The sequence below is a fragment of the Pantoea sp. SM3640 genome, from assembly GCF_015654165.1.
Lineage (GTDB): Bacteria > Pseudomonadota > Gammaproteobacteria > Enterobacterales > Enterobacteriaceae > Pantoea > Pantoea vagans.
Genome location: NZ_CP064872.1, coordinates 3,292,232 through 3,312,113 on the forward strand (window position 1 = coordinate 3,292,232; position 19,882 = coordinate 3,312,113).

The following is a 19,882-nucleotide window of genomic DNA, read 5'->3' on the forward strand; positions in this document are numbered from 1 at the left end:
AGATGATAATGAACACGATATCTGACAGCGAAAATGCATCAGCACAGCCTGAGGCTAAAAAGGCTTACACCCCCTGGCTCGACGCGCTGCTGCTGGTGGCAAAACATTACCGCCTTGATGGTTCACCTGAGCGAGTGAAAGGCGAAGCGGAATGGCACATGCAGCACCTTTCACAGGATGCCCTGATTGAAAATATGGCGCGCCAGCTCGGCCTGCTGGTGATTTTTGACGCGTTTGACCCGGATCAGCTCGATCCGTGGCGCATGCCGTTGATCGTCGATTTCGGTCCTCGCGGCGTCGGCGTCATCACCACAGTGGGCGAAGAGGGTCAGGTCAGCGTGATGCTGAGCGGTGAAAAACAGCTGCAGACCACGCTGAGTATTGAAGATCTGTCACAGCATGCACAGCGCGTACTGCTGGCGAAGCCGGAGTCTTCCGTGCCGGATGCGCGGGTGGATGACTATATTAAGCCACATCGTGCTGACTGGCTGTGGCAGACCATTCTTCGTGAGTGGCCAGCCTATGTAAACGTCATGTTTGCGTCGCTGATCTCCAACGTGCTGGGCCTCTCAGCGATGCTCTTCACCATGCAGGTGTATGACCGGGTGATCCCTTCCCAGTCCGTTCCCTCTCTCTGGGTACTGTTTGGCGGCGTCATGATCGCCCTGACCTGCGTGTTTGTGATGCGTATTATCCGCACGCATATCTCTGATGCAGCCGGTAAAAGCGCGGATCTGCGCATCTCCGATCGCGTCTTTGGTCACGCGCTGCGGATCCGTAACGATCAGCGTCCCAAATCGACCGGATCGTTTATTGCTCAGATCCGCGAGCTGGAACAGATCCGTGAGCTGATTACCTCGACCACCATTTCAGCAATTGCCGATCTGCCTTTTTTAATCATCTTTCTGTTTATCCTCTGGTTACTGGGTGGATGGCTGGTGCTGGTTCCGCTGGCGGCGATTCCGCTGATTGTTATTCCGGGCCTGCTGGCGCAGGGTTCGCTGGCCAAGCTCTCCAAAGCAACCATGCGCGAGTCCGCAGTGCGCAGCGCTATGCTGGTTGAGACCGTACAGGGCATGGATGACATCAAGCTGCTGCGCGCAGAGCCCTACTTTCAGAACCAGTGGAATCACCTGAATGAGGTGATCAGTAAATCTTCACAGAAGCAGCGTTTTGTCAGCGGCCTGCTGATGAGCTGGACCAGTGAAGTCCAGACCGTTGCCTATGTCAGCGTGGTGCTGGTGGGTGCCTTTTTTGCCATGAGCGGTGACCTCTCTACCGGCGTGTTAATTGGCTGCTCGATGCTGGCGTCACGCATGATGGCACCGCTGGGCCAGCTGGCGATGATATTTGGCCGCTGGCAGCAGGCCAAAGTGGCGCGTGAAGGACTGGAGAACCTGCTTAATAGCGAGGTCGATCAGCCAGAACGCAGCATCCGCATTCATCGCCCGCGCATTAACGGCGAATATGCTCTCTCTGACGTCATCTATCGCTACGACCCGAACGCCCCTGAACCGGTGCTGACGGTGAAAAAGCTGACCATTAAAGCGGGTGAGAAAGTGGCGCTGTTGGGGCGTAACGGATCCGGTAAATCAACGCTGTTGCAACTGATGGCAGGTCTGTTGCAGCCGGGCGAAGGTGCCCTGCTGCTGGATGGCGTGCGGCTTTCCTCCATTGACCCGCTGGATGTAAGGCGTGACGTCGGGCTGCTTACCCAGAACTCATCCCTGTTCTACGGCACGATTCGCGAGAACTTACGCCTGGGCATGCCGCTGGCGACCGAAGAGGAGATGCTTCAGGCCCTGGAGATTAGCGGCGCCCTCGACTTTATTCAGCGCCTGCCGGAAGGCATGGATTATCTGTTACAGGAAGGCGGCAAAGGCTTATCTGGCGGGCAGCGTCAGCAGCTGCTGCTCGCGCGCACTCTGCTCCGCCAGCCCAGCGTGTTGTTGCTGGATGAACCTACCGCCTGGCTGGATGATGCTGCTGAAAAACATCTGATTGAACGACTGATGACGTGGATGGGCAACCGCACATTAATTATCGCCACGCATCGCCCGGCGGTATTGCAGCTGGTTGATCGCATCATGCTGATGGATAAGGGCATGATTGCGCGGGATGGCTCAAAAGCAGAGATGCTGGTTACCCGGCCCGAAGCCAGTGCCGCGCCTCATCAGGGCAAAGTCAATGTTAAACCGCAGGGAGCAGAGGCATGAATTTCTCCTTATTCCGTAAAAAGAAGCATCAGCGTTCCCGTCAGCGCGTCTCTTCCGGCGGTCTGATCATCATGTCGGTGCTGGTCATGCTGCTGCTGTTCTTTGTCTGGGCTTCGAACTTCGAACTGGATGAAGTCACCGTTGGTGTCGGGAAAGTTGTACCCAGCTCACACGAGCAGATCATCCAGTCACTGGAGGGCGGGATCCTCAAAGAGCTGAAGGTTCACGAAGGCGATGTGGTTGAGGCGGGTCAGGTGCTGGCATTGCTGGATCCCACCCAGATTGACTCGGGTGTGCAGGAGAGCACGTCGCGTTTACGTGCTGCGCTGGCGACGGCGGCCCGCTTGCAGGCTGAGACCGCAGGCACGCCGCTGACCTTTCCGCCTGAGGTATTAGCGGATCCGCCACTGGTGGCTGCTGAGACGGCGCTTTACCACTCGCGTCGTGAGAACTACAGCAAAACCATCAGCGGCCTGACCGAAGCGCTGAGTCTGATTAACCGCGAACTACAGCTGACCTCATCACTGGTAGCAAAAGGCGCGGCCAGTAACGTGGAAGTACTGCGCCTGAAACGTCAGGCTAACGACCTGCAAAGTAAGCTCAACGACGCGGAAAATAACTATATCGTGCAGGCCCGTGAAGAGCTGGCGAAAGCCAACGCCGAAGCGGCATCTCAACGCTCCATTATCATCGGGCGAGCGGACTCACTGAAGCGCACAGTCGTTGTCACGCCGGTCAGAGGAATCGTTAAAGATATCGAAGTGAACACCGTTGGCGGCGTTATCCCGCAGCGCGGCAATCTGATGGAGATTGTGCCACTGGATGAGCAGCTGATGATTGAGGCGCAGATCGCCCCGCGCGATGTCGCCTTTATCACGCCCGGCCAGCGTGCGGTGGTAAAGCTGACCGCGTATGACTACAACATCTATGGCGGTCTGGAGGGCAAAGTGGCTTCTATTTCGCCCGACACTATTCAGGACGAAGTTCATCGCGACCAGTACTATTATCGCGTCTACATCCGCACCGATAAGGATTATCTGGTGAATAAAAAGGGCAAAAAGTTTCCGGTTTATCCGGGGATGATCGCAATGGGTGAGATCCATACCGGCAGTAAAACCATCATGGAGTATCTGATGAAACCGCTGAACCGGGCGAAAGAAGCGCTGCGGGAGAGGTAAACATAAGATTTGCTGCCCCTGCTGGTGGGGCAGCTAACACCGGATTTCATGCCCTGCCCCGCCCATCAGGCACCCACTCATCTTCCCCTTCCCTGTTCTGATATTCTTTAACCTCCTCTCAAAATATTTCGAAAATTCACTTTCAGGTGGTCAGCCTGACCGTCAGGTTGTGGCCATGTTTTAATATTTACATGGCATAGTCCCTTTGCTTAGATGATAACTGACAAGGTGAATAACTGATTAAGCGGACCCTGATGATGATGAAGGCGCTGACTGAGCGGCAACTGACGATTATGCGACAGCTTATTTCTCATAACAGTTATGTGAGCCTATACACTATTTCAGAAAAAACAGCCATCACCACCCGAACCTTACGCCGCGACATCGCTGATATTAATGAAAAACTCTCTGACCAGGGAATCAACCTCAGCGGTAAAAGTGGGAGAGGCATCACAATTAAATTCGCTGATGCGCAGGCAGAAATAGCCGCACGCCGGATTTTTTCAACGGAAGTGGATGATTTCAGCAGTAACTTCCGGATGCTGAAAATAGCGTCTGATTTATTAATGCTGTCACCCAAAAGTTCGTCAATCAGCGAACTGGCGGATAAGTATTTTATCAGCCGGGCTTCGATAGTGAATGATTTAAAAACATTAGAAGCCTGGTTACATCAGTTTGATTTAACCTTATTAAAAAGTCGGGTCGGCACCAGCATAAAAGGCAGTGACCAGAATATTCGCATGGCGATGAAAGCGCTAGTATTAAAATCGATTTATAACCGTCAGGACATGATGGAAAGCCGTCTGGATGAAAGCACGTTGCAGGAGCTTTCAGAGAAATTTGGTCAGCAGGCTGTCCACTTTACCCTGCAATTAATTAATTTTATTGAACAGCAACTGCAATATACGATTAGCGATCCTTACTACATCAATTTATTTACTCATATTCTGGTGCTGATCCACCGGAGTCATTCGCCGATGCACAGGACCGATGCCCGCGCGGTGACCATGAGCCGGGTCAGCGACCATCACGCCTGGCAGGTTTCGCTGGCAGTGATAGAACGCATCGAAACCGCTTACAACACGGTACTGGTAGCTGAAGAGTCTCACTCCATCTATCAGTATCTGGTCTCCTCCGGTAAGGCGGGCGGCGAGATGCCACAGCATGATGACTCGCTGATATCCGAACGTGAAACCCGCTTTGCTGAGGCGCTGATTGCCCGCGTAGCGCAGCGCATCAACATCGAAATCACCACTGACCAGAACCTGCAGGCTTCGCTGTCCTCGCATATCAAGCCGATGCTGAACCGCCTCCGATATCACATCCGGATTAAAAATCCGCTACTGCATGATATCCGGACCGAGCTGGGAACGGTCTTCGCCGCCGTCAAAGCGGTCATCAGCCAGCTGACGGAGGAGTACAGCCTGGATGAGATCAGTGACGATGAGGTGGCGTACCTGACCGTGCATATTCAGGCCGCCATCGAAAACAGCATCAAGGTCAAGCGGGTATTGCTGGTCTGCTCCAGCGGTCTGGGCACCTCACAGCTGCTTTACGGGCGGATTATCCGCGCCTTTCCCGACTGGAAGATTATCGACATCGTGCCAGGGAAAAACATCGCGGATTCCCTGAAACGACATGAGTGTGACGTGGTGATCTCCACCATCCGGCTGGAGCCGCTGGAAAAACCGGTGGTCTATGTCTCGGCCCTGTTTTCAGCGAAAGATATCGCAAGAGTAACGGAGTGTCTGGTATCGAATTCGATTAATTAATAATGGAGAAGCAACATGACGACAGCTGTAGCTATTAATGAAGTCCTGAAAGAAGAATGTATTATTCTCGATGTCGACTGCCAGACAAAAGAACAGATTATTTCTCAGCTGACTGACCTGCTCTGCCAGAGCGGCGCGGTCACTGATAAAGCTGCGTTTCTGAACGATGTGTATCTGCGTGAGGAATTAGGCTCAACAGGTTTTGAAAATCACATTGCTATTCCGCATGGCAAATCTGCTGCCGTGGCCAAAACCCGGATTGCCGTCGGGCGTTTACGCCAGGATATTCCCTGGGAGACTATTGACGGCACCAAAGTCCGGCTGGTTATTCTTTTCGCAGTGAAAGAGTCTGATAAAGATGTCGGCCATATCAAAATGCTCGCCAGAATATCCATCGCGCTAGGTGATGAAGATGTGGTCGAACAATTACTGAATGTGGAACACCGCGAAGAGATGTTTCATTTACTGCTATCCCGATCGGGGGCCTGAATAAACCGAAGCTATTTATGAAATAAAAGATTAAGGAGGTATTCCAGGTTGTAGCCATCCCTTCAGACCGAAAAACATAAATATAAAATTTTCACTGGAGAACGTTTATGAACATCATTGCCATTACCGCCTGTCCTACAGGTGTCGCCCACACCTACCTTGCCGAAAGTAATTTAAAAAAAGCGGCTAAAAAACTGGGCCTGAATGTATTAGTTGAAACCCAGGGCGCGATTGAGAGCGAATATATTTTCAGCGACGACGATATTCATCAGGCCGACGTGGTGTTAATCGCCGCAGATAAGAAAGTTGAGATGGCGCGCTTCCAGCACAAAAACGTGATCGAGGTCCCCGTCACCCGTGCCGCGAAAGACGCTGAAGGATTACTCAGCGCCATTGTGAACGGAGAATTGGCGCCCAGGCTGGTCGATTCCGCCCCTCAGAACAATACGTCTGAACCGGCTAACAGCGCGCGCGAGGCGTCAGGTTCCCGTTCCTGGATCTCAGAGTTTTATGTGCACCTGATCACCGGTGTGAACCTGATGATCCCGTTTGTAGTGGCTGGCGGCATTCTGATCGCCCTGAGCTTTTCATTCGGGATTACGGCGGCCACACCAGGGGACGCTAATTTCAGCCCGATAGCGAAGATGCTCTCTGACATCGGCGGCGGTTCGGCCTTTGCCCTGATGCTGCCGATTCTTGCGCTGGGGATCAGCCAGTCCATCAGCGGCAAAGCGGGCATCGTGGCAGGCGCGGTGGGCGGAATGATGGCGATCCACACCGGCTCCGGCTTCCTTGGCGCGCTAATTGCCGGCTTTCTGGCCGGATATATCACGCTACTCATCACCAACCATATTCATCTGCCCAAAGCGGTCGCCGGGTTAAAACCTATTTTAATCGTGCCGCTGCTGAGCGTGCTGCTGACCGGCGCACTGATGGTGCTGCTGATTGGCGAGCCCATCAAAATGCTGCTCGGCTGGCTGACCGCCTTCCTCAGTTCACTGGGTAACACCAACGCAGCCATCCTCGGCCTGCTGTTCGGCATGATGGTGGCCTTTGATATGGGCGGCCCGCTGAATAAAACCGTCTGCATGTTTGCGATCGGCCTGATGTCGAGCGGCATTTATGGACCGATTGCGGCCTGTATGGCGGCGGGCATGGTGCCGCCGCTGGGCATCGCGCTGGCGACCACCCTCTTCCGCCGCAAATTTACCGAGCAGGAGCGTGAGACTGGCAAAGTCACCTACATCCTCGGCCTCTCCTTCATTACCGAAGGCGCTATCCCTTTTGCGGTCGCCGATCCGCTGCGCGTCATCCCGGCCATTGTGGCGGGTTCCGGTTTAGCGGGCGCCCTGTCAATGATGCTGGGCTGTGCTTCCCGCGCGCCGCACGGCGGCATTTTCGTCATCTTCATTCCCAACGTGATCAGCAATGTCATGGGTTATCTGTTTGCGATTGCCGCAGGCAGTTTACTGACGGCGCTCATCCTGTTGTTCCTGAAAAAAGATATCTCCGTTCCTGCAAAACAAGGATAAAACCTATGCTTTACAACATGAAAGATCTGCTCAGCGTTGCCCAGCGTCATCAGTTTGGTGTGGGCGCGTTTAACATCGCCAGTGCGGAGTTTGGCCGCGTGGCGGTTGAGACAGCCGAGCGACTGGATTCCCCGCTGATTCTGGAGATCCATCCTGAAGAGATGGCGTTTACCGGCCCGGAATTTATCGGCTATCTGCGGACGCTGGCGATTCAGGCGCGTGTGCCGGTGGTGATCCATCTGGACCATGGCCGCTCTCTGGAAGAGGTGATGAAGGCGATCTACGCCGGTTTTACCTCGGTGATGATTGACGCCTCATCTCACCCTTTTGAGCAGAACATTGCACTGACGAAGAAGATTGTCGAGATAGCGCACACGATTAATGTCTCTGTGGAAGCGGAGCTGGGCACCATCGGTGTGGCAGAAGGCAGCGGCGAAGGCGGCAGTAACGAGATTCTCTATACCGATGCACAGCAGGCCGAGACTTTTGTGCGCGAGACCGGCACCGACACGCTGGCCGTCGCTATCGGCACCTCGCATGGCCTCTACCCCAAAGGGAAGCAACCGAAGCTGGATATCGAGCGCCTGCAGCAGATCCGTAAGGTGGTGGATATCCCGCTGGTGTTGCATGGCGGTTCGGGAAATAAAGACAGTGAGGTCGCGGAGTCGATCCGTTACGGCGTGGGTAAAATCAATATTTCCAGCGACATGAAGAAAGCGTTCTTCGTGGCGCTGGAACAGGAGCTGAAACAGGGCGGACACGAGCCTAATGCTCTGTTTGTTAAACCGATGCAGGCGGCAAGTGAAGTGGTCGCGGCGAAGATGGCGCTGTTTAGTTCGGTGGGGAAAGCGGCGCTGTATCGGTAAGGGGTTTTGGTGGTCGATGGGCTGCGAGTTGAGATTGGGAAAGGCACTGATGGAACGGTGTCTTTTTTGGATTTAATAGATGAGCTTTAAAATACGTTTCAGGCGAGTCGGCAACAGCTATCAACGTGCTCATCGCTCTTCTTTTGTATGCCAGAAATCCACAATATAGATGGCGTTATCACGGAGTTCGTAGTGAATCTCGTAGTCATCCAGTATCACCTTTCGAACTTCCCGAGGTTCATATCGAACCTGCTTAATGCCGATTGCTGGGTGCGCCTTAAGGCCAGCACTGCCGGTTATCAGGCGGTCTAAGACATCATTAGCATGCTGGCGGCTGTACTGAAGAGCAAAACGGTAGATGCGTTCCAAGTCATCCTGAGCTTTAAGCGTCCAGTAAATTTCCATTTATCAGCTTTTCTTTAAACGATTACCAAATTCAACAAGGTCCGAGTGACTTACTACACGCCCGGCATCCACATCGGCAAGGCCAGCCTGAATGCTCTGATGACGCCGTTCCCTTTCAGCCAGCATAGTGGTCAACGCTTCCTTGATGATCCAGCTTTTAGAACGATCCAGCTCAACAGCCAGATTTTCTACAGCATTAGCCAACTCGACAGGTATCTGTGCGCTAATGGTCTGTTTTGTAAGAGAACCCATAGGGAACACCTCGATTAATAACAGTTAATAACTTCTATTAAGTCTAGCATGCGTTTGTTTATAAAAACATCGGATCGCATTTTATGGGCAGCATCCTGAGGTTGGTTTTGCCCTTAAAGTCACCTATTGACGGGTCTGACAAACCACTACAAGACCTTACTATACCGGCAGATACGAACCTGATTCATTGTTTACGAAACCGATGCTCGGGCGATCGTCTTCGTCAGCAGGTTCGTGCTATCAGAGGGTTTGATTACACCAGAGTGGCTGGGTCGGAAGAGGATTCCGGGGGATGAGGTTTAGTTACTCCGCGGCTGAAACGTCAGCTGGCGGCGCTGAAAGAATAGCGCAGCGTTTATCCAGTAGCGACTCAACAGACGCCCGGTTACCCTTATCCCAGCCGCGCCGGGTGGTTAGCAGGATAAACCCTTTTTCTCCCGAAAACGTCGCCGGGATAAGCGCCACCCCAGACTCTGCCAGCTGCGGCGGCGACAGATGGAAATGGCGCGCCACGGAGGAAACAGGATAGATATCCATCGCCGTCGGCTGCAAAACGCGACGGGCATAGTAGGTGTGATTCAGCAAACGGTCGGGCAAGGGTCGCCAGTCATTATGAATAAAGGAGCGCTCGGCCTGAAGCTGGCGATACACATCCTCCCGCAGGCAGGTCAGATGAATGTGCAGTTGATTCTGGCTGCGGCCATAAGCGGAATTCAGCGCCATGCCGAGCCGATCCTCAGGTACTTCAGCACCATAGGCCGCCATCAGACGATAGCGCATTAACCAGGCGTAGCCGAAATAATCGGGACGTCCGGGGCGCGACAACGCAATGCTCTCAATGCCGGACATCGCCACCGTGGGCACCAGAATAAAGTGCAGCTTATGTCGAGGATTCTGGATAATGCTGTAGCCCTGTGTGTTGTCCTGCGGCAGATAGACTTGCTGGCAGGGTGCCGGATCGCGACGGTAGTGATAGTTATTCATGCAGAGGTCATGCGTGACCGTCCACAGCGCGTCAGAGCGGGCGCATCCTGTGAGCAGCAGCGCGATGACCAGCGGCAGAGACCGGCATGGCCACAATGATTTCCGGTTCAGTGGATTGCGTCCGATCAGGCAACTCAATGCAGGTACAACCTCATCAACAAGGGTTCATATTGGGGGAGTGTTTATCCGAATGAGAAATCAGCATTCAGCCTTGAGAAAGAGATGCACTAACCTTTTGCTTCAAAAGATTCAGGAATTCTGCAGGCGTAGTTTCCCATAAGTCTGTAGAAAATTCCGCGCCATAGCGGTTTTCAAAGTCCTCCTCCAGGTTGTCACACTCTCTCATAAACTGCTCAATGTCACCAATCAAGCCATGTCGGGAAGCAGTGGTGGAATCTGCAATCCATGCGTTGATTTGGGCATCAACACTTTCACCACTACCGAACAGGTTATAATCCTGTCCAAAATAGATGGCAATAATGCTATCCAGTCCGGCTATGTTAATGTTTTTCATAATTGTAGCCAGGGAACCTCAGTTATTCAGAATCTTAGTCAGCTCAATCTCACGGGTAGTAGGGTTAACGTACAGATAAAACAGTTCCCCATCCAGCTGACCAGGCTTTGCCCATATCTCCTTCTCACCCAAACTGCGTCTTTGCTTCTCGTATCCCAGCTTTTCGAGATAAGCGTGTAGTGAAGCCGTATCTGTAGTTCCCTTGAATATAATACTATTTGAAGGTGAGTAACCGTCACCAGGGTGCGATTCGAAGTAGTAGTTGTCCGTTATACGCGGGGCATTTTCAATATCCGGGTCTGTCAGCATATGGTAGTTAAAGAAATCATTTTCTTTATAAACAGTCGCCTCATCAGAGCCCGATGCAACAAACCAGACAAACAAGCCAATGAGAATAAGGAGGGTGGCAGCCACAAGTGCGGGCCACTTAAACAGGTTTTTCATTGCTTCGTCCCTATGAATGAGAGTGATGACCCATCATTGGTCACTACCTTAACTACCACAGATGTGAAGTCGTTAAGCCGGGCCTAATGACATGCGTGCGTTTATGAGAATCAAAGGGCCATTATGCCCCCTATTCTTTTGGATAAGAAAATTCAGCAGTGACTAAATGCGACATTGATTTATCAGATTGAATATCATAGGCGAAATAGTAACGCTCTCCCGTTGTGAACTTAAATCCGAACACAGGAAGGCACTCACCTATTGGAACATAAATAGGTTTGTCATAAAAAACCTTGTGAAGGTAGTTGCTTTTAGTGCTGTTGATTTGAATGGCAGTAATCCTTTCTTGTGGCTCCAGTGGCGACACCACACATACTTGCTTGTCTTTGATAAATGCCGTTGTAGATTCGCGATCCACCATTCGGTCGCCAGGCCCAGGGCATCCCGTCAAGAGAAATACGACACCCAACATCATCTTGTTTTTCATGATTAACGACCCTTCCCTGTTACGATTTTCTGATAAAGCGAGGGAACACAAACTACTTTACTCGTTATAAATTTATTTATTATTAATTTTCTTCTCAATCGTTCTGATTATAATCTGATAACCGATGAGCGTTACCACTGTACAGATGACTATTAACGCTATCCCCACAAAACCCTCGATATCACGCTGATTAAATAGCTTTGCTAACTCTGTCCAGAACTGCTGCTCCCTTTCTGTCGATGGATCTGATGGCCTTGCCAGTAAAAAGCTAACGACGAACAAGGACACGGCGATAAGAATTCTAAATCCCGCAGGGACACGTTTTGCTTCCATTTAAAACCACCTCAATTGTTCCATAAGACATCAGCTCATTAGGTAATTTTACCTGTGGTGTAGAGAGTAAAGCCTGCCGAATCGCGATGAAATCAATTTTGTGTCGCTTAGCGATCATCCCACACTTTCCCTTTCTTAGGCCGAAGGGTAGGCTTAAATTTTGTTCAACATCGATTAGCTTAAAATCGATGCGCGACGATGGCGCTAAAGGGACATTATGCTTCATCACTATCAGGCAAAGTCACTGGACAATATATACCTCGAGGACATTCCTCACATAATCCACCCGGACTATGCGGCACGAGATCTAGCGGATACCACCCTACCAAACCGAAACATCCAGGAGTGGAATTTACCTCAGGGCTACAGCTATTTTGTCAGCCGGTATCACCAGTTTCACTGGCAACGCCCCTGGATGTCATATCGTGACACACTGGACGACATCAAATCCGGAAAGGTTGTTCTGCTGAAAACAAACATGAGCGGCAATGCCTTAATGGGTGTGCTGACCTCCTCCGGAAACCTCCGAAATGATCTGCCCTTGTTCCTTCACTCCCGCCTGAGCTATCTCATATCAAAGCAACTAAAACGCCCGGTTTACTACCTTCACCCGTCAGCGCCCGTGCAACACGCTCAAGCAGCAAAAACCATCAACAGCAAATCAGCGGGCAGGCTTTTGGCCGCGGGAGGCGTTTATAACGGCAACATAGATGGATTCAGGAAGACAGCAGAGCAACTCGGCGGGGATGCGCCAGCGGGTTACAATCAGGTAGTGGATAACAAAGGTCTGCTGATTGCAGGTGCATCTATTGCCGCCGGGCTGACAATGGGAAGAATGCGTTTTCCTGAAATAGAGGAACTTGAGCATTTTGGGGCCAGAGGCGCTGCCTCTGGAAGAGAGTTTGATCCTGAAAAAGCCGGTGGGCCGATTGAAAACCTGACAACGGATGGCGTTAATATAACTCATGAAGGGATCGCAACCGTTGAGAAACATATATCTCGTTTCGACCACGACCCGGCAAATGACGTAATGGTAGGCAGGCTGAAAAACATCGCAAAAGGAGAAATGCCCCCTGAGCAAGTGGATTTAAACTACTACACTCATGAATGTCGGGAATATCAGCGTTACTGTAACCTGGGATGGGAAGCAGGTGAACCAGACGGTGTTGCAGGTTATGATATGTGGAACAATGCCCATACGGCAACACTGGAAGATTTTAAACTCAAAGACGGTGATTTATTCCACCCGGATGCACTGAAATGAAAATAACGAATACAGAATTTAATGTATTGAAAGTCATGGCAGAAAAAGACATAGACTGGACATGGATGATACTGGATCGCACTCTTGCTACAAGGGATATTCCAGGGTTTAGCAATGTCGCGAACATAGTAACCAACCTGATGAATGAAGGGATGGTCGATGCTGTTCATAACGAAAGCTCATCGAAACCACGTTATCGCGTATCAGAGCAAGGTCATCAGTTGTTGGGACAAATGACCAGGGATACCAAAAATTACGATATCTCATGATTTTTTGCGGCACGCGACTCCATGATTAAAGTAAAACCCCGCCGTAACGCCTATTGATCCTTCAAACGGAAGGTGGTCTGTGCGCCAGCTAATCTTCCACATCATCATGCATAAGTTGACGATAATCTTGGAGGATGATCAGACAAGGAAGGTTCACTTCGATTAAGAAACTTGCTACTGGCGCATTAACTTTGTATCAAAACGAAATGATCTCTACGTCAGTGATAACTTTTCTCGGCAAGGTAATAAGGCGCTGGGCTGCAAGCATGGGAACATGGCGAACAGTGAAAAGAGCAGGAAAGCAGATGAGATGGTGGAAGTGATCGCGACCTGATAGTTAACCGCTCCCGAAGCAATATCGGGAGCGGCTTTTCATTCAGACGATTTTCTGTTTACCCGATATAACCTGAATAAACTCCTGCACCTGCTTTTGTTTCCGCGCCGAGAGTTTGCACACCTGGCGCAGCGACTGCATCAGTTCACTCTCCTGCCGGGCGGTGAGTACAATACAACCTTCCATTACCTTTATATCTACTGCTGTGCCTGTGGCAAAACCGGCTGCTTCCAACCATTGCCCTTTCATGGTGATGGCAGGAATCCGGCTGTAATCCGGATAGCGACTCGCGTAGCCAACCGTTAATTGACGGTTATTTGCCGGGGAGACTTCTGGTTCAGACGGTTGTGCAATAGAATGGGCGTCAGTCATGATTACTATTCCTTTTCAATAGTGATTGTGATTAGCGGCGCGGGTGTGTTGCAGCACATCCGCGCCGCGCTAAATACCTGTATATATCATCAGGAAAGAGAGCTTAAGTCCAGTGTAAAACAGGTTTAAATAAGCTCTTTATAAAATCATTTTAATATAAATATTAAATTTTATCTGGCATAAAATAATAAGCAGCACACCAGTTAGGGGCGCAAAAAAAACAATAAAGGTTTTTTACTCGAGGTTTTTTCTTGGACCCCGGAATGCTTTCGCCAGGATGGGTTGAGTCAGGTTGTTGACGAGTGAAAGCGTGTTGTTGACCTGTTTTTTTATAGTGTCGGCTTAGGCTAAGAGTTGTTCTACGTGAAAAAGGAGAGATGCTCCTCTGAAAGGGAGATTCAAACTCCTACTCCCATGAATTTCGTGAATATAAGCGTTACTTTAACCTGTGATGGGAAGCAGTCGAACCAGATGGTGTTGCAGGTTATAATATATGGAACAATGCCCATACGGCAACGCTTAAAGATTTAAAACTCAAAGACGGTGATTTATTCCACCCGGATGCACTGAAATGAAGATAATGAATACCAAATTTAATGTATTGAAAATCATTGAAGAAAAAGACATAAACCGGACATGGATGATACTGGATTGCACTCTTGCTACCAAGAGTATTACAGGGTTTAGCAAAGTTGCAAACATAGTAACCAACCTGATGAATGAGGGGATAGTCGATGCTGTTTATAACGAAAGCTCATCGAGACCACGTTATCGCATATTAGAGTAAGGTCATCAGTTGTTGGGACAAATAAACAAGGATACAAGGCATTACAATATCTCATGATTTTTTGTGATATGCGGCTCTATGACTAAGGTCATCACCTTTTTGGGACTGCTTGCAGGCTGCGCAGAATCACAAACTAAATCTCTGGCAGTTTCTTTCAAAGGCTAAAAAGTCAGCAAATACATGTTTAATGCTGGAACAAGCAACGTGAAGACTGGCATTTTTTAGATTAAAGACAAAACCAGCACCAAGGGAAAATTTAACCCGCAGTTGAAACTGTAAGTACCACAGCTTTAGTTCCACACACTTTTTGAGATTTCCGGTTTCTCAGCCATCAGCCGGTATTCTTCCGGTGCCAGGTTATTCAGGGATTCATGGGGCCACTCACTCTTGTATTCATTCAGCCAGCGCTCTGTGATTTCCCGTGCTTCGTTCAGCGTTCTGAACAGGTAAAAATCCAGTATTTCTGTCCGGTACGTCCTGTTAAACCTCTCAATAAACGCGTTCTGTGTCGGCTTACCCGGCTTGATAAATTCCAGCATCACACCATGGTCTTCAGCCCATTGCGCCAGAGCCAGTGATATCAGTTCCGGGCCGTTATCCCATGACTTCAGTCAAGGGCGACTATGTTCGCTGCATTAACTGATGTGACGGAGAAAAACGGGATACCTAGCCAATACGCCCATATCACCAGCGGGGCCCAGGATGCTGCGAACCAACGCGACAAACACGAATTGGCGATGTACCTGACGTGGACACCCTTGCTACGGTCAAAAACAGTGCCCTGATTGTCATGAATGGATCTATGTGCCTGATACCAATCGTTAGAATGAAGATTTTTAAACCTAACGTTTTCAGGAGGTGTTACGAAACACGACGCCCCCCTTACGACCTCACATGGGCATCGGCATGCTTATGGCCGAAAGCTTAAAAGCGGCATCGACCCGTTGTTAATTTAACGATGTATGCACCTTGATTCCCAGAAAAGTTGGCGTGTTTAACCAAATAAAAAACATGTTATTTGTACTCTCTGGAGTTCCCAGAGAGTTCACTGATTAGATGGCTATTTAACCAATCAATTTAGTATAAGCCGACGATAAAGGTGGCTTTGCTTGTTTATCAGACTTTCCCTCCCACACCTTTGAACTTCTCGACAAACGCCGCGATCTTCTGGAAAACACGTTGCTTTGTCGGCAGATATTGTGAATTAAGCGGGCTCATTTTTGGCAGGATGGAATTGAGCTCGGTGCCATTTTCGCTGGCAAATTCACGCTTAAGCGAGGTGGTGATATAGCGTCTGGTTGCCTCATCATTCAAACTTTCAGAGCTGATCAGTTCATCAGCTTCACGTTGTTGCTCAATCTGGGCAAAAGCAAAGAAGGCCTCGATCACGCTGGCTTTATCGCCAATCTGATCCAGATCGTTTTGATTGATAAAATCAACCAGCAAGCTCTCTTTAGCGCGGTTACCTAGGCTTGCACGGATCAACCGGCGCACTTCATCAACCAGATCGGCTTTGCTTCTGGTTTTTTTGTTGTGTTCAAAGATCAGCTCTAGAATGTAATCGAGGTTGATCTCTTGGGATTTCAGCAGATCTACTTCGAACACTACATCATCCCAGTCGATGGTGGATTTGTCTTTGTCCTCTGCCGATCTTTGCCGACGCTGCCAATCGCGGATGTCGTTGTAGGTCGAACGGTAATCCTGGATCGTGCGCTCGGCGGGCAGGCGTATGGCCTGCAACTCGGCCAGCTTTGCATCGTCCAGATAGTGTTCGGCTTTAAACGCCTCAATCGCTTCTGGATCGTTCATATCTACGTTTTGCAGGGCTTTCAGGCTGGCAAACTCGTCGTAGTTTTGTAGCACATTCTCAACACGCAAGTACTCGCCAAAGAGTTTAACAAAGGCTTTTTTGTCGGCTTCTTTTTCAATGGCGGCAGGATCAGCAAAGCGCTGCTCCAACTCGCTGACAACATCCATAAAACCGCGCCGCGCCTGACCCGTCACCACATCAGTAAAGCCTTCCATGTATTCCTGGTAGCTCTTTTCCAGCACTACGTTTTTGGTGTTGTTGTTACCAAACAGAGTAATGGCATCCACCGTTGCTTGTTCCAAATCACGGAAGGTAACGATATTGCCAAATGTCTTGGTGGCGTCGTAAATACGGTTGGTGCGCGAATAGGCTTGCATCAGGCCGTGATAACGCAAGTTTTTATCCACAAACAGGGTGTTCAGCGTCGGGGCATCAAAGCCGGTAAGGAACATGCCCACCACAATCAGCAGATCAATCTCTTTGGCTTTAACCTGTTTGGCCAAATCACGGTAATAATTCTGGAAGCCATTGCTGTCTACGCTGAAATTGGTTTTGAACAACGCGTTGTAGTCGGCAATAGCTGCGCTTAAAAACTCTTTGGCGCTGCTATTCATAGCTGAAACATCAAAGCTTTCATCCTGAATATCCCCCACGGCATCCTGTTCTTCATTGGCGGTGAACGAGAAGATGGTGGCCACTTTCAGTGGGTTATGGCTGTGCTTTTGCAACGTCTTGAACGACTCATAATAAAGCTTGGCCGCATCCACGCTGCTCACCGCAAACATGGCATTAAAACCCTTGGCATTTGCTTGTAGGCGATGCGTTTTTTGCCGGAAATTGTTCAGGATGTACTGGGTAATTTCGCGGATACGATCAGGGTGCAACAAGGCCTGTTGGTTTTCAGCGGCACTGAGTTTTTTCTCATCCTTCTCGGTTTCGATGGCTTTGAACTGTGGGCGGACATCGTTGTAGTCCACTTTAAACTTCAGTACCTTTTCGTCACGAATGGCATCAGTGATGACATACGAATGCAACTCTCGGCCAAATACGCTGGCTGTATCTTCTGCGCCCAGAGCATTCTTTCCAGCAAAGATCGGCGTACCCGTAAAACCAAACTGGTAGAAGCGTTTAAACTTCTTCTTCAGGTTCTTCTGTGCTTCACCAAACTGGCTGCGGTGGCACTCATCAAAGATGAAGACCACTTGCTTGGTGTAGATGGGCAAATCACCTTCGCTTTTCATCAGGTTGTTGAGTTTCTGGATAGTGGTGACGATGATCTTATTGTCGTCTTTATCCAGATTGCGCTTGAGGCCTGCGGTACTGTCAGAGCCATTGACGCTATCCGGCGAAAAGCGCTGGTACTCCTTCATAGTCTGGTAATCCAGATCCTTTCGGTCCACAACGAAGAATACCTTGTCGATAAACTCCAGCTCGGTGGCCAAACGCGCCACCTTAAAACTGGTAAGGGTCTTGCCAGAACCTGTGGTGTGCCAGATAAAGCCGCCGCTTTCCGGCTTGCTCCAGTTTTTCGCCTCAAAGGCGCTTTTAATTTTCCACAAGATGCGCTCAGTGGCGGCAATCTGGTAAGGGCGCATCACCAACAGAGTGTTACTCACGTCAAACACTGAATAATGCAGCAACACATTTAGCAAGGTATGCTTCTGAAAGAAGGTAGCGGTGAAGTCCTTCAAATCCTTGATCAGGTTGTTATCTGCCTTCGCCCAGTTCATGGTGAAGTCGAAGCTGTTTTTATTGCGTGCCGTGGTGTTGGCAAAATAGCGACTATCAGTACCGTTAGAAATGACAAACAGTTGCAAATACTTATAGAGAGAATGCCCGCTGTTAAAACTCTCCTTGCTGTAACGGTGTACCTGGTTAAAGGCTTCTCGAATAGCAACGCCACGTTTTTTCAGTTCAATCTGCACCAAAGGCAAGCCATTGACTAGAATGGTCACATCGTAGCGATTGGCATAGCTGCCGGTTTGTTCAAACTGCTTGATCACCTGTACCTTGTTACGGGCGATATTCTTCTTATCCAGCAGATAGATGTTCTTGATGCGGCCATCATCGAAAACGAAGTCGTAGATGAAGTCATCGTGAATTTTGCGGGTCTTATCCACAATGGTATCGCTGGGCTTATCGAGGTAGGTTTCTACAAAACGCGTCCATTCACCATCAGCAAATTGCACATTATTGAGTGTTTGCAATTGCACTCGCACATTGGCTAGCATGGCTTCAGGAGTATTCAGACTGAGCAGGAACTCATAGCCCTGATTGACTAAGTCCTGGATTAGCTCCCGCTCCAGATCGTTCTCGCTTTGGTAGCTTTCAGCTGCCATCCATTCTTTCTTGTACTTATCCAACACGATAAAGTTGTTGGATTCGGCGATGGGCTTGGTGTAATCAACCATGTTGTTCTTCCTGCTTCCAAAAACCATACTCATCTTTCAAGTGTTCAAGCAACAGCTTTACCGTTTGTTTCTCGGGCTCTGTTGGCTCGGCCACTTCTTCATTGGACAATGTGCGATGGCTATAAAAATTCATCACCAGCCTTGAATAAGAATGTTTGTTTTCGGGCAATAAGTCAGACCACTGAGGGTAGCCTAGAAAGTTAGCAGATTTTTCGTACAGGTTACGAAGTAAAGTAAAATGGTAGCGTTGAACTTCGTTCTTTTCGATGGCTTGTTCAATGAGGCGCTTTATATACAGATGGTAAGAAAAGCTTTTATTGCTATCTCCTTTCTTATCTTCAATTTCAAAAGTGCCATCTTCAAAGCGTTTAAGAATGCAACCACCTTTGGCTTTAACCTCATTGTAAAGCACGTTATAAAATAAAGGGTTGTGCGTGGAAACAATGAATTTAAGCTCAGATTCGCTGGATCTTATTAGCTGTGCCAGATCAAGAGCCAGCTCAATCAAGTGATTTTCATCCAATGAGCTCACCGGGTCGTCTATAAACACATATTTCAACTGGTCAAATTGATTCGACTCGCGTTCACTAGGCTCGGCCACATTGAGAATCGTTATCACTTGGTCTAACAGGGTGTAAAAGATACTCCAGATAAAGTTACTTTGCTCACCTTTGGATATTTTCAGATTACCAAAGTGATCATCATTCCCCCGCTCAAGGGAAAATGTCACTTCTGAAAACGCTTTTACTGTAACTTCTTTTTCATCTTTGTTTTTGGTCTTATATTCCTCGTTAAACCGTGGTGTAAGCTTATCATTGGCGTAACGCTGGAAATTGGCGATGATATTTTGGTCTTGACCCTGTTCAATCAGCACCCAATCCGTGAAAGAGTTCGTCTGAATCTTCAACTTGGGTTCGGAATCACTCTGTAAATCGTTATCCCAATAGAAGAGATCTTCGGTAAATGCGTTGTAATAAAGAATTTTATTTCGTGATAACCCTACTTCGTCAGCCTGCTCATCGCCAGCATTTTTAGGCGCAACCAGCTCCTTAAATTCACGAGACAGGCGTGTTTTACCCGTACCATTAAAGGCATAGATCAACTGTACCTTCTTATCAGTCTCTTTTAGCTGCTGGGCTATTTCCGTTAGCGTCTTGCTCATA

At 49.3% G+C, this 19,882-nt stretch carries 18 protein-coding genes and 3 pseudogenes; 9 read left to right on the forward strand and 12 right to left on the reverse strand.

Going from position 1 to position 19,882, the window contains the following annotated elements; translation table 11 throughout:
* Positions 1-8 precede the first annotated feature (8 nt).
* The 6 genes from IV493_RS15325 to IV493_RS15350 all read left to right on the forward strand — a co-directional run bounded on the left by IV493_RS15325 (position 9) and on the right by IV493_RS15350 (position 8,053).
* Positions 9-2,216: a type I secretion system permease/ATPase gene (locus IV493_RS15325; protein ID WP_195857386.1), complete on the forward strand. Its 2,208-nt coding sequence runs from the start codon at positions 9-11 to the stop codon at positions 2,214-2,216.
* The gene (locus IV493_RS15330) at positions 2,213-3,394 is read left to right on the forward strand and encodes an HlyD family efflux transporter periplasmic adaptor subunit (RefSeq protein ID WP_230299974.1); all 1,182 of its coding nucleotides are present in this window, start codon (positions 2,213-2,215) and stop codon (positions 3,392-3,394) included. The genes IV493_RS15325 and IV493_RS15330 overlap by 4 nt, the downstream gene beginning before the upstream one ends.
* Positions 3,395-3,717: 323 nt before the next feature.
* Positions 3,718-5,166: a transcription antiterminator gene (locus IV493_RS15335; protein WP_230299975.1), complete on the forward strand. Its 1,449-nt coding sequence runs from the start codon at positions 3,718-3,720 to the stop codon at positions 5,164-5,166.
* Positions 5,167-5,181: 15 nt separating this feature from the next.
* Positions 5,182-5,655 carry a PTS sugar transporter subunit IIA gene (locus IV493_RS15340; RefSeq protein WP_013359990.1) on the forward strand — a complete coding sequence of 158 codons (474 nt, stop codon included), beginning with the start codon at positions 5,182-5,184 and terminating at the stop codon, positions 5,653-5,655.
* 107 nt (positions 5,656-5,762) lie between these two features.
* Positions 5,763-7,187 carry a PTS fructose transporter subunit IIC gene (locus IV493_RS15345; RefSeq protein WP_013359989.1) on the forward strand — a complete coding sequence of 475 codons (1,425 nt, stop codon included), beginning with the start codon at positions 5,763-5,765 and terminating at the stop codon, positions 7,185-7,187.
* Between the two features lie 5 nt (positions 7,188-7,192).
* Entirely contained in the window at positions 7,193-8,053 is an 861-nt protein-coding gene (locus tag IV493_RS15350) for a ketose-bisphosphate aldolase (protein ID WP_195857387.1), read from the forward strand.
* 129 nt (positions 8,054-8,182) lie between these two features.
* On the opposite strand, the gene IV493_RS15355 is transcribed toward IV493_RS15350, so the two are convergent.
* The 7 genes from IV493_RS15355 to IV493_RS15385 form a co-directional block, all read right to left on the reverse strand.
* Positions 8,183-8,458 carry a type II toxin-antitoxin system RelE/ParE family toxin gene (locus IV493_RS15355; RefSeq protein WP_110331313.1) on the reverse strand — a complete coding sequence of 92 codons (276 nt, stop codon included), beginning with the start codon at positions 8,456-8,458 and terminating at the stop codon, positions 8,183-8,185.
* 3 nt (positions 8,459-8,461) lie between these two features.
* Positions 8,462-8,710, reverse strand: a complete 249-nt coding sequence (locus IV493_RS15360) for a CopG family ribbon-helix-helix protein (protein ID WP_013359986.1) — start codon at positions 8,708-8,710, stop codon at positions 8,462-8,464.
* 303 nt (positions 8,711-9,013) lie between these two features.
* Entirely contained in the window at positions 9,014-9,832 is an 819-nt protein-coding gene (locus IV493_RS15365) for a CDP-diacylglycerol diphosphatase (RefSeq protein ID WP_230299976.1), read from the reverse strand.
* 67 nt (positions 9,833-9,899) lie between these two features.
* Complete coding sequence (locus IV493_RS15370) at positions 9,900-10,208, reverse strand: contact-dependent growth inhibition system immunity protein (RefSeq protein WP_195857388.1); 309 nt, start codon at positions 10,206-10,208, stop codon at positions 9,900-9,902.
* A gap of 18 nt (positions 10,209-10,226) precedes the next feature.
* A complete protein-coding gene (locus IV493_RS15375; protein WP_195857389.1) occupies positions 10,227-10,652 on the reverse strand; it encodes a hypothetical protein in 426 nt (141 codons plus the stop codon).
* A gap of 130 nt (positions 10,653-10,782) precedes the next feature.
* Positions 10,783-11,139 carry a putative T6SS immunity periplasmic lipoprotein gene (locus IV493_RS15380; RefSeq protein ID WP_195857390.1) on the reverse strand — a complete coding sequence of 119 codons (357 nt, stop codon included), beginning with the start codon at positions 11,137-11,139 and terminating at the stop codon, positions 10,783-10,785.
* A 72-nt stretch (positions 11,140-11,211) separates the two neighbouring features.
* The gene (locus IV493_RS15385) at positions 11,212-11,472 is read right to left on the reverse strand and encodes a hypothetical protein (RefSeq protein WP_195857391.1); all 261 of its coding nucleotides are present in this window, start codon (positions 11,470-11,472) and stop codon (positions 11,212-11,214) included.
* A 217-nt stretch (positions 11,473-11,689) separates the two neighbouring features.
* On the opposite strand from IV493_RS15385, the gene IV493_RS15390 reads away from it, so the two are divergent.
* Both IV493_RS15390 and IV493_RS15395 read left to right on the forward strand, forming a co-directional pair.
* Positions 11,690-12,736, forward strand: a complete 1,047-nt coding sequence (locus IV493_RS15390) for a hypothetical protein (RefSeq protein WP_195857392.1) — start codon at positions 11,690-11,692, stop codon at positions 12,734-12,736.
* Positions 12,733-13,005 (forward strand): MarR family transcriptional regulator, encoded by a 273-nt coding sequence (locus tag IV493_RS15395; protein WP_195857393.1) that lies wholly within the window; start codon positions 12,733-12,735, stop codon positions 13,003-13,005. The genes IV493_RS15390 and IV493_RS15395 overlap by 4 nt, the downstream gene beginning before the upstream one ends.
* 376 nt (positions 13,006-13,381) lie before the next feature.
* Here the strand turns inward: IV493_RS15395 and symE are convergent, their stop codons facing one another.
* Positions 13,382-13,711 (reverse strand): endoribonuclease SymE, encoded by a 330-nt coding sequence (gene symE, locus IV493_RS15400; RefSeq protein WP_195857394.1) that lies wholly within the window; start codon positions 13,709-13,711, stop codon positions 13,382-13,384.
* Positions 13,712-13,966: 255 nt separating this feature from the next.
* Positions 13,967-14,077 (reverse strand): annotated as a pseudogene (locus IV493_RS18590) (type I restriction endonuclease subunit R); the annotation flags it as partial.
* 517 nt (positions 14,078-14,594) lie between these two features.
* Here IV493_RS18590 and IV493_RS18600 point away from each other — a divergent pair.
* A pseudogene (locus IV493_RS18600) lies at positions 14,595-14,663 on the forward strand (hypothetical protein); the annotation flags it as partial.
* A 125-nt stretch (positions 14,664-14,788) separates the two neighbouring features.
* On the opposite strand, the pseudogene IV493_RS15405 reads toward IV493_RS18600, so the two are convergent.
* The 3 genes and pseudogenes from IV493_RS15405 to IV493_RS15415 all read right to left on the reverse strand — a co-directional run.
* A pseudogene (locus IV493_RS15405) lies at positions 14,789-15,097 on the reverse strand (integrase core domain-containing protein); the annotation flags it as partial.
* Between the two features lie 517 nt (positions 15,098-15,614).
* Positions 15,615-18,719: a type I restriction endonuclease subunit R gene (locus IV493_RS15410; RefSeq protein WP_195857395.1), complete on the reverse strand. Its 3,105-nt coding sequence runs from the start codon at positions 18,717-18,719 to the stop codon at positions 15,615-15,617.
* Positions 18,712-19,881 carry an AAA family ATPase gene (locus IV493_RS15415; RefSeq protein ID WP_195857396.1) on the reverse strand — a complete coding sequence of 390 codons (1,170 nt, stop codon included), beginning with the start codon at positions 19,879-19,881 and terminating at the stop codon, positions 18,712-18,714. Before IV493_RS15415 ends, IV493_RS15410 begins: the two co-directional genes overlap by 8 nt.
* Between the last annotated feature and the right edge of the window lies 1 nt (position 19,882).

Coding starts and splice junctions, on each gene's coding strand:
- IV493_RS15385 (WP_195857391.1), bottom strand. CDS start 11,472: ATGGAAGCAAAACGTGTCCCTGCGGGATTTAGAATTCTTATCGCCGTG.
- IV493_RS15330 (WP_230299974.1), top strand. CDS start 2,213: ATGAATTTCTCCTTATTCCGTAAAAAGAAGCATCAGCGTTCCCGTCAG.
- symE (WP_195857394.1), bottom strand. CDS start 13,711: ATGACTGACGCCCATTCTATTGCACAACCGTCTGAACCAGAAGTCTCC.
- IV493_RS15325 (WP_195857386.1), top strand. CDS start 9: ATGAACACGATATCTGACAGCGAAAATGCATCAGCACAGCCTGAGGCT.
- IV493_RS15360 (WP_013359986.1), bottom strand. CDS start 8,710: ATGGGTTCTCTTACAAAACAGACCATTAGCGCACAGATACCTGTCGAG.
- IV493_RS15345 (WP_013359989.1), top strand. CDS start 5,763: ATGAACATCATTGCCATTACCGCCTGTCCTACAGGTGTCGCCCACACC.
- IV493_RS15340 (WP_013359990.1), top strand. CDS start 5,182: ATGACGACAGCTGTAGCTATTAATGAAGTCCTGAAAGAAGAATGTATT.
- IV493_RS15370 (WP_195857388.1), bottom strand. CDS start 10,208: ATGAAAAACATTAACATAGCCGGACTGGATAGCATTATTGCCATCTAT.
- IV493_RS15415 (WP_195857396.1), bottom strand. CDS start 19,881: ATGAGCAAGACGCTAACGGAAATAGCCCAGCAGCTAAAAGAGACTGAT.
- IV493_RS15390 (WP_195857392.1), top strand. CDS start 11,690: ATGCTTCATCACTATCAGGCAAAGTCACTGGACAATATATACCTCGAG.
- IV493_RS15355 (WP_110331313.1), bottom strand. CDS start 8,458: ATGGAAATTTACTGGACGCTTAAAGCTCAGGATGACTTGGAACGCATC.
- IV493_RS15350 (WP_195857387.1), top strand. CDS start 7,193: ATGCTTTACAACATGAAAGATCTGCTCAGCGTTGCCCAGCGTCATCAG.
- IV493_RS15395 (WP_195857393.1), top strand. CDS start 12,733: ATGAAAATAACGAATACAGAATTTAATGTATTGAAAGTCATGGCAGAA.
- IV493_RS15380 (WP_195857390.1), bottom strand. CDS start 11,139: ATGAAAAACAAGATGATGTTGGGTGTCGTATTTCTCTTGACGGGATGC.
- IV493_RS15410 (WP_195857395.1), bottom strand. CDS start 18,719: ATGGTTGATTACACCAAGCCCATCGCCGAATCCAACAACTTTATCGTG.
- IV493_RS15375 (WP_195857389.1), bottom strand. CDS start 10,652: ATGAAAAACCTGTTTAAGTGGCCCGCACTTGTGGCTGCCACCCTCCTT.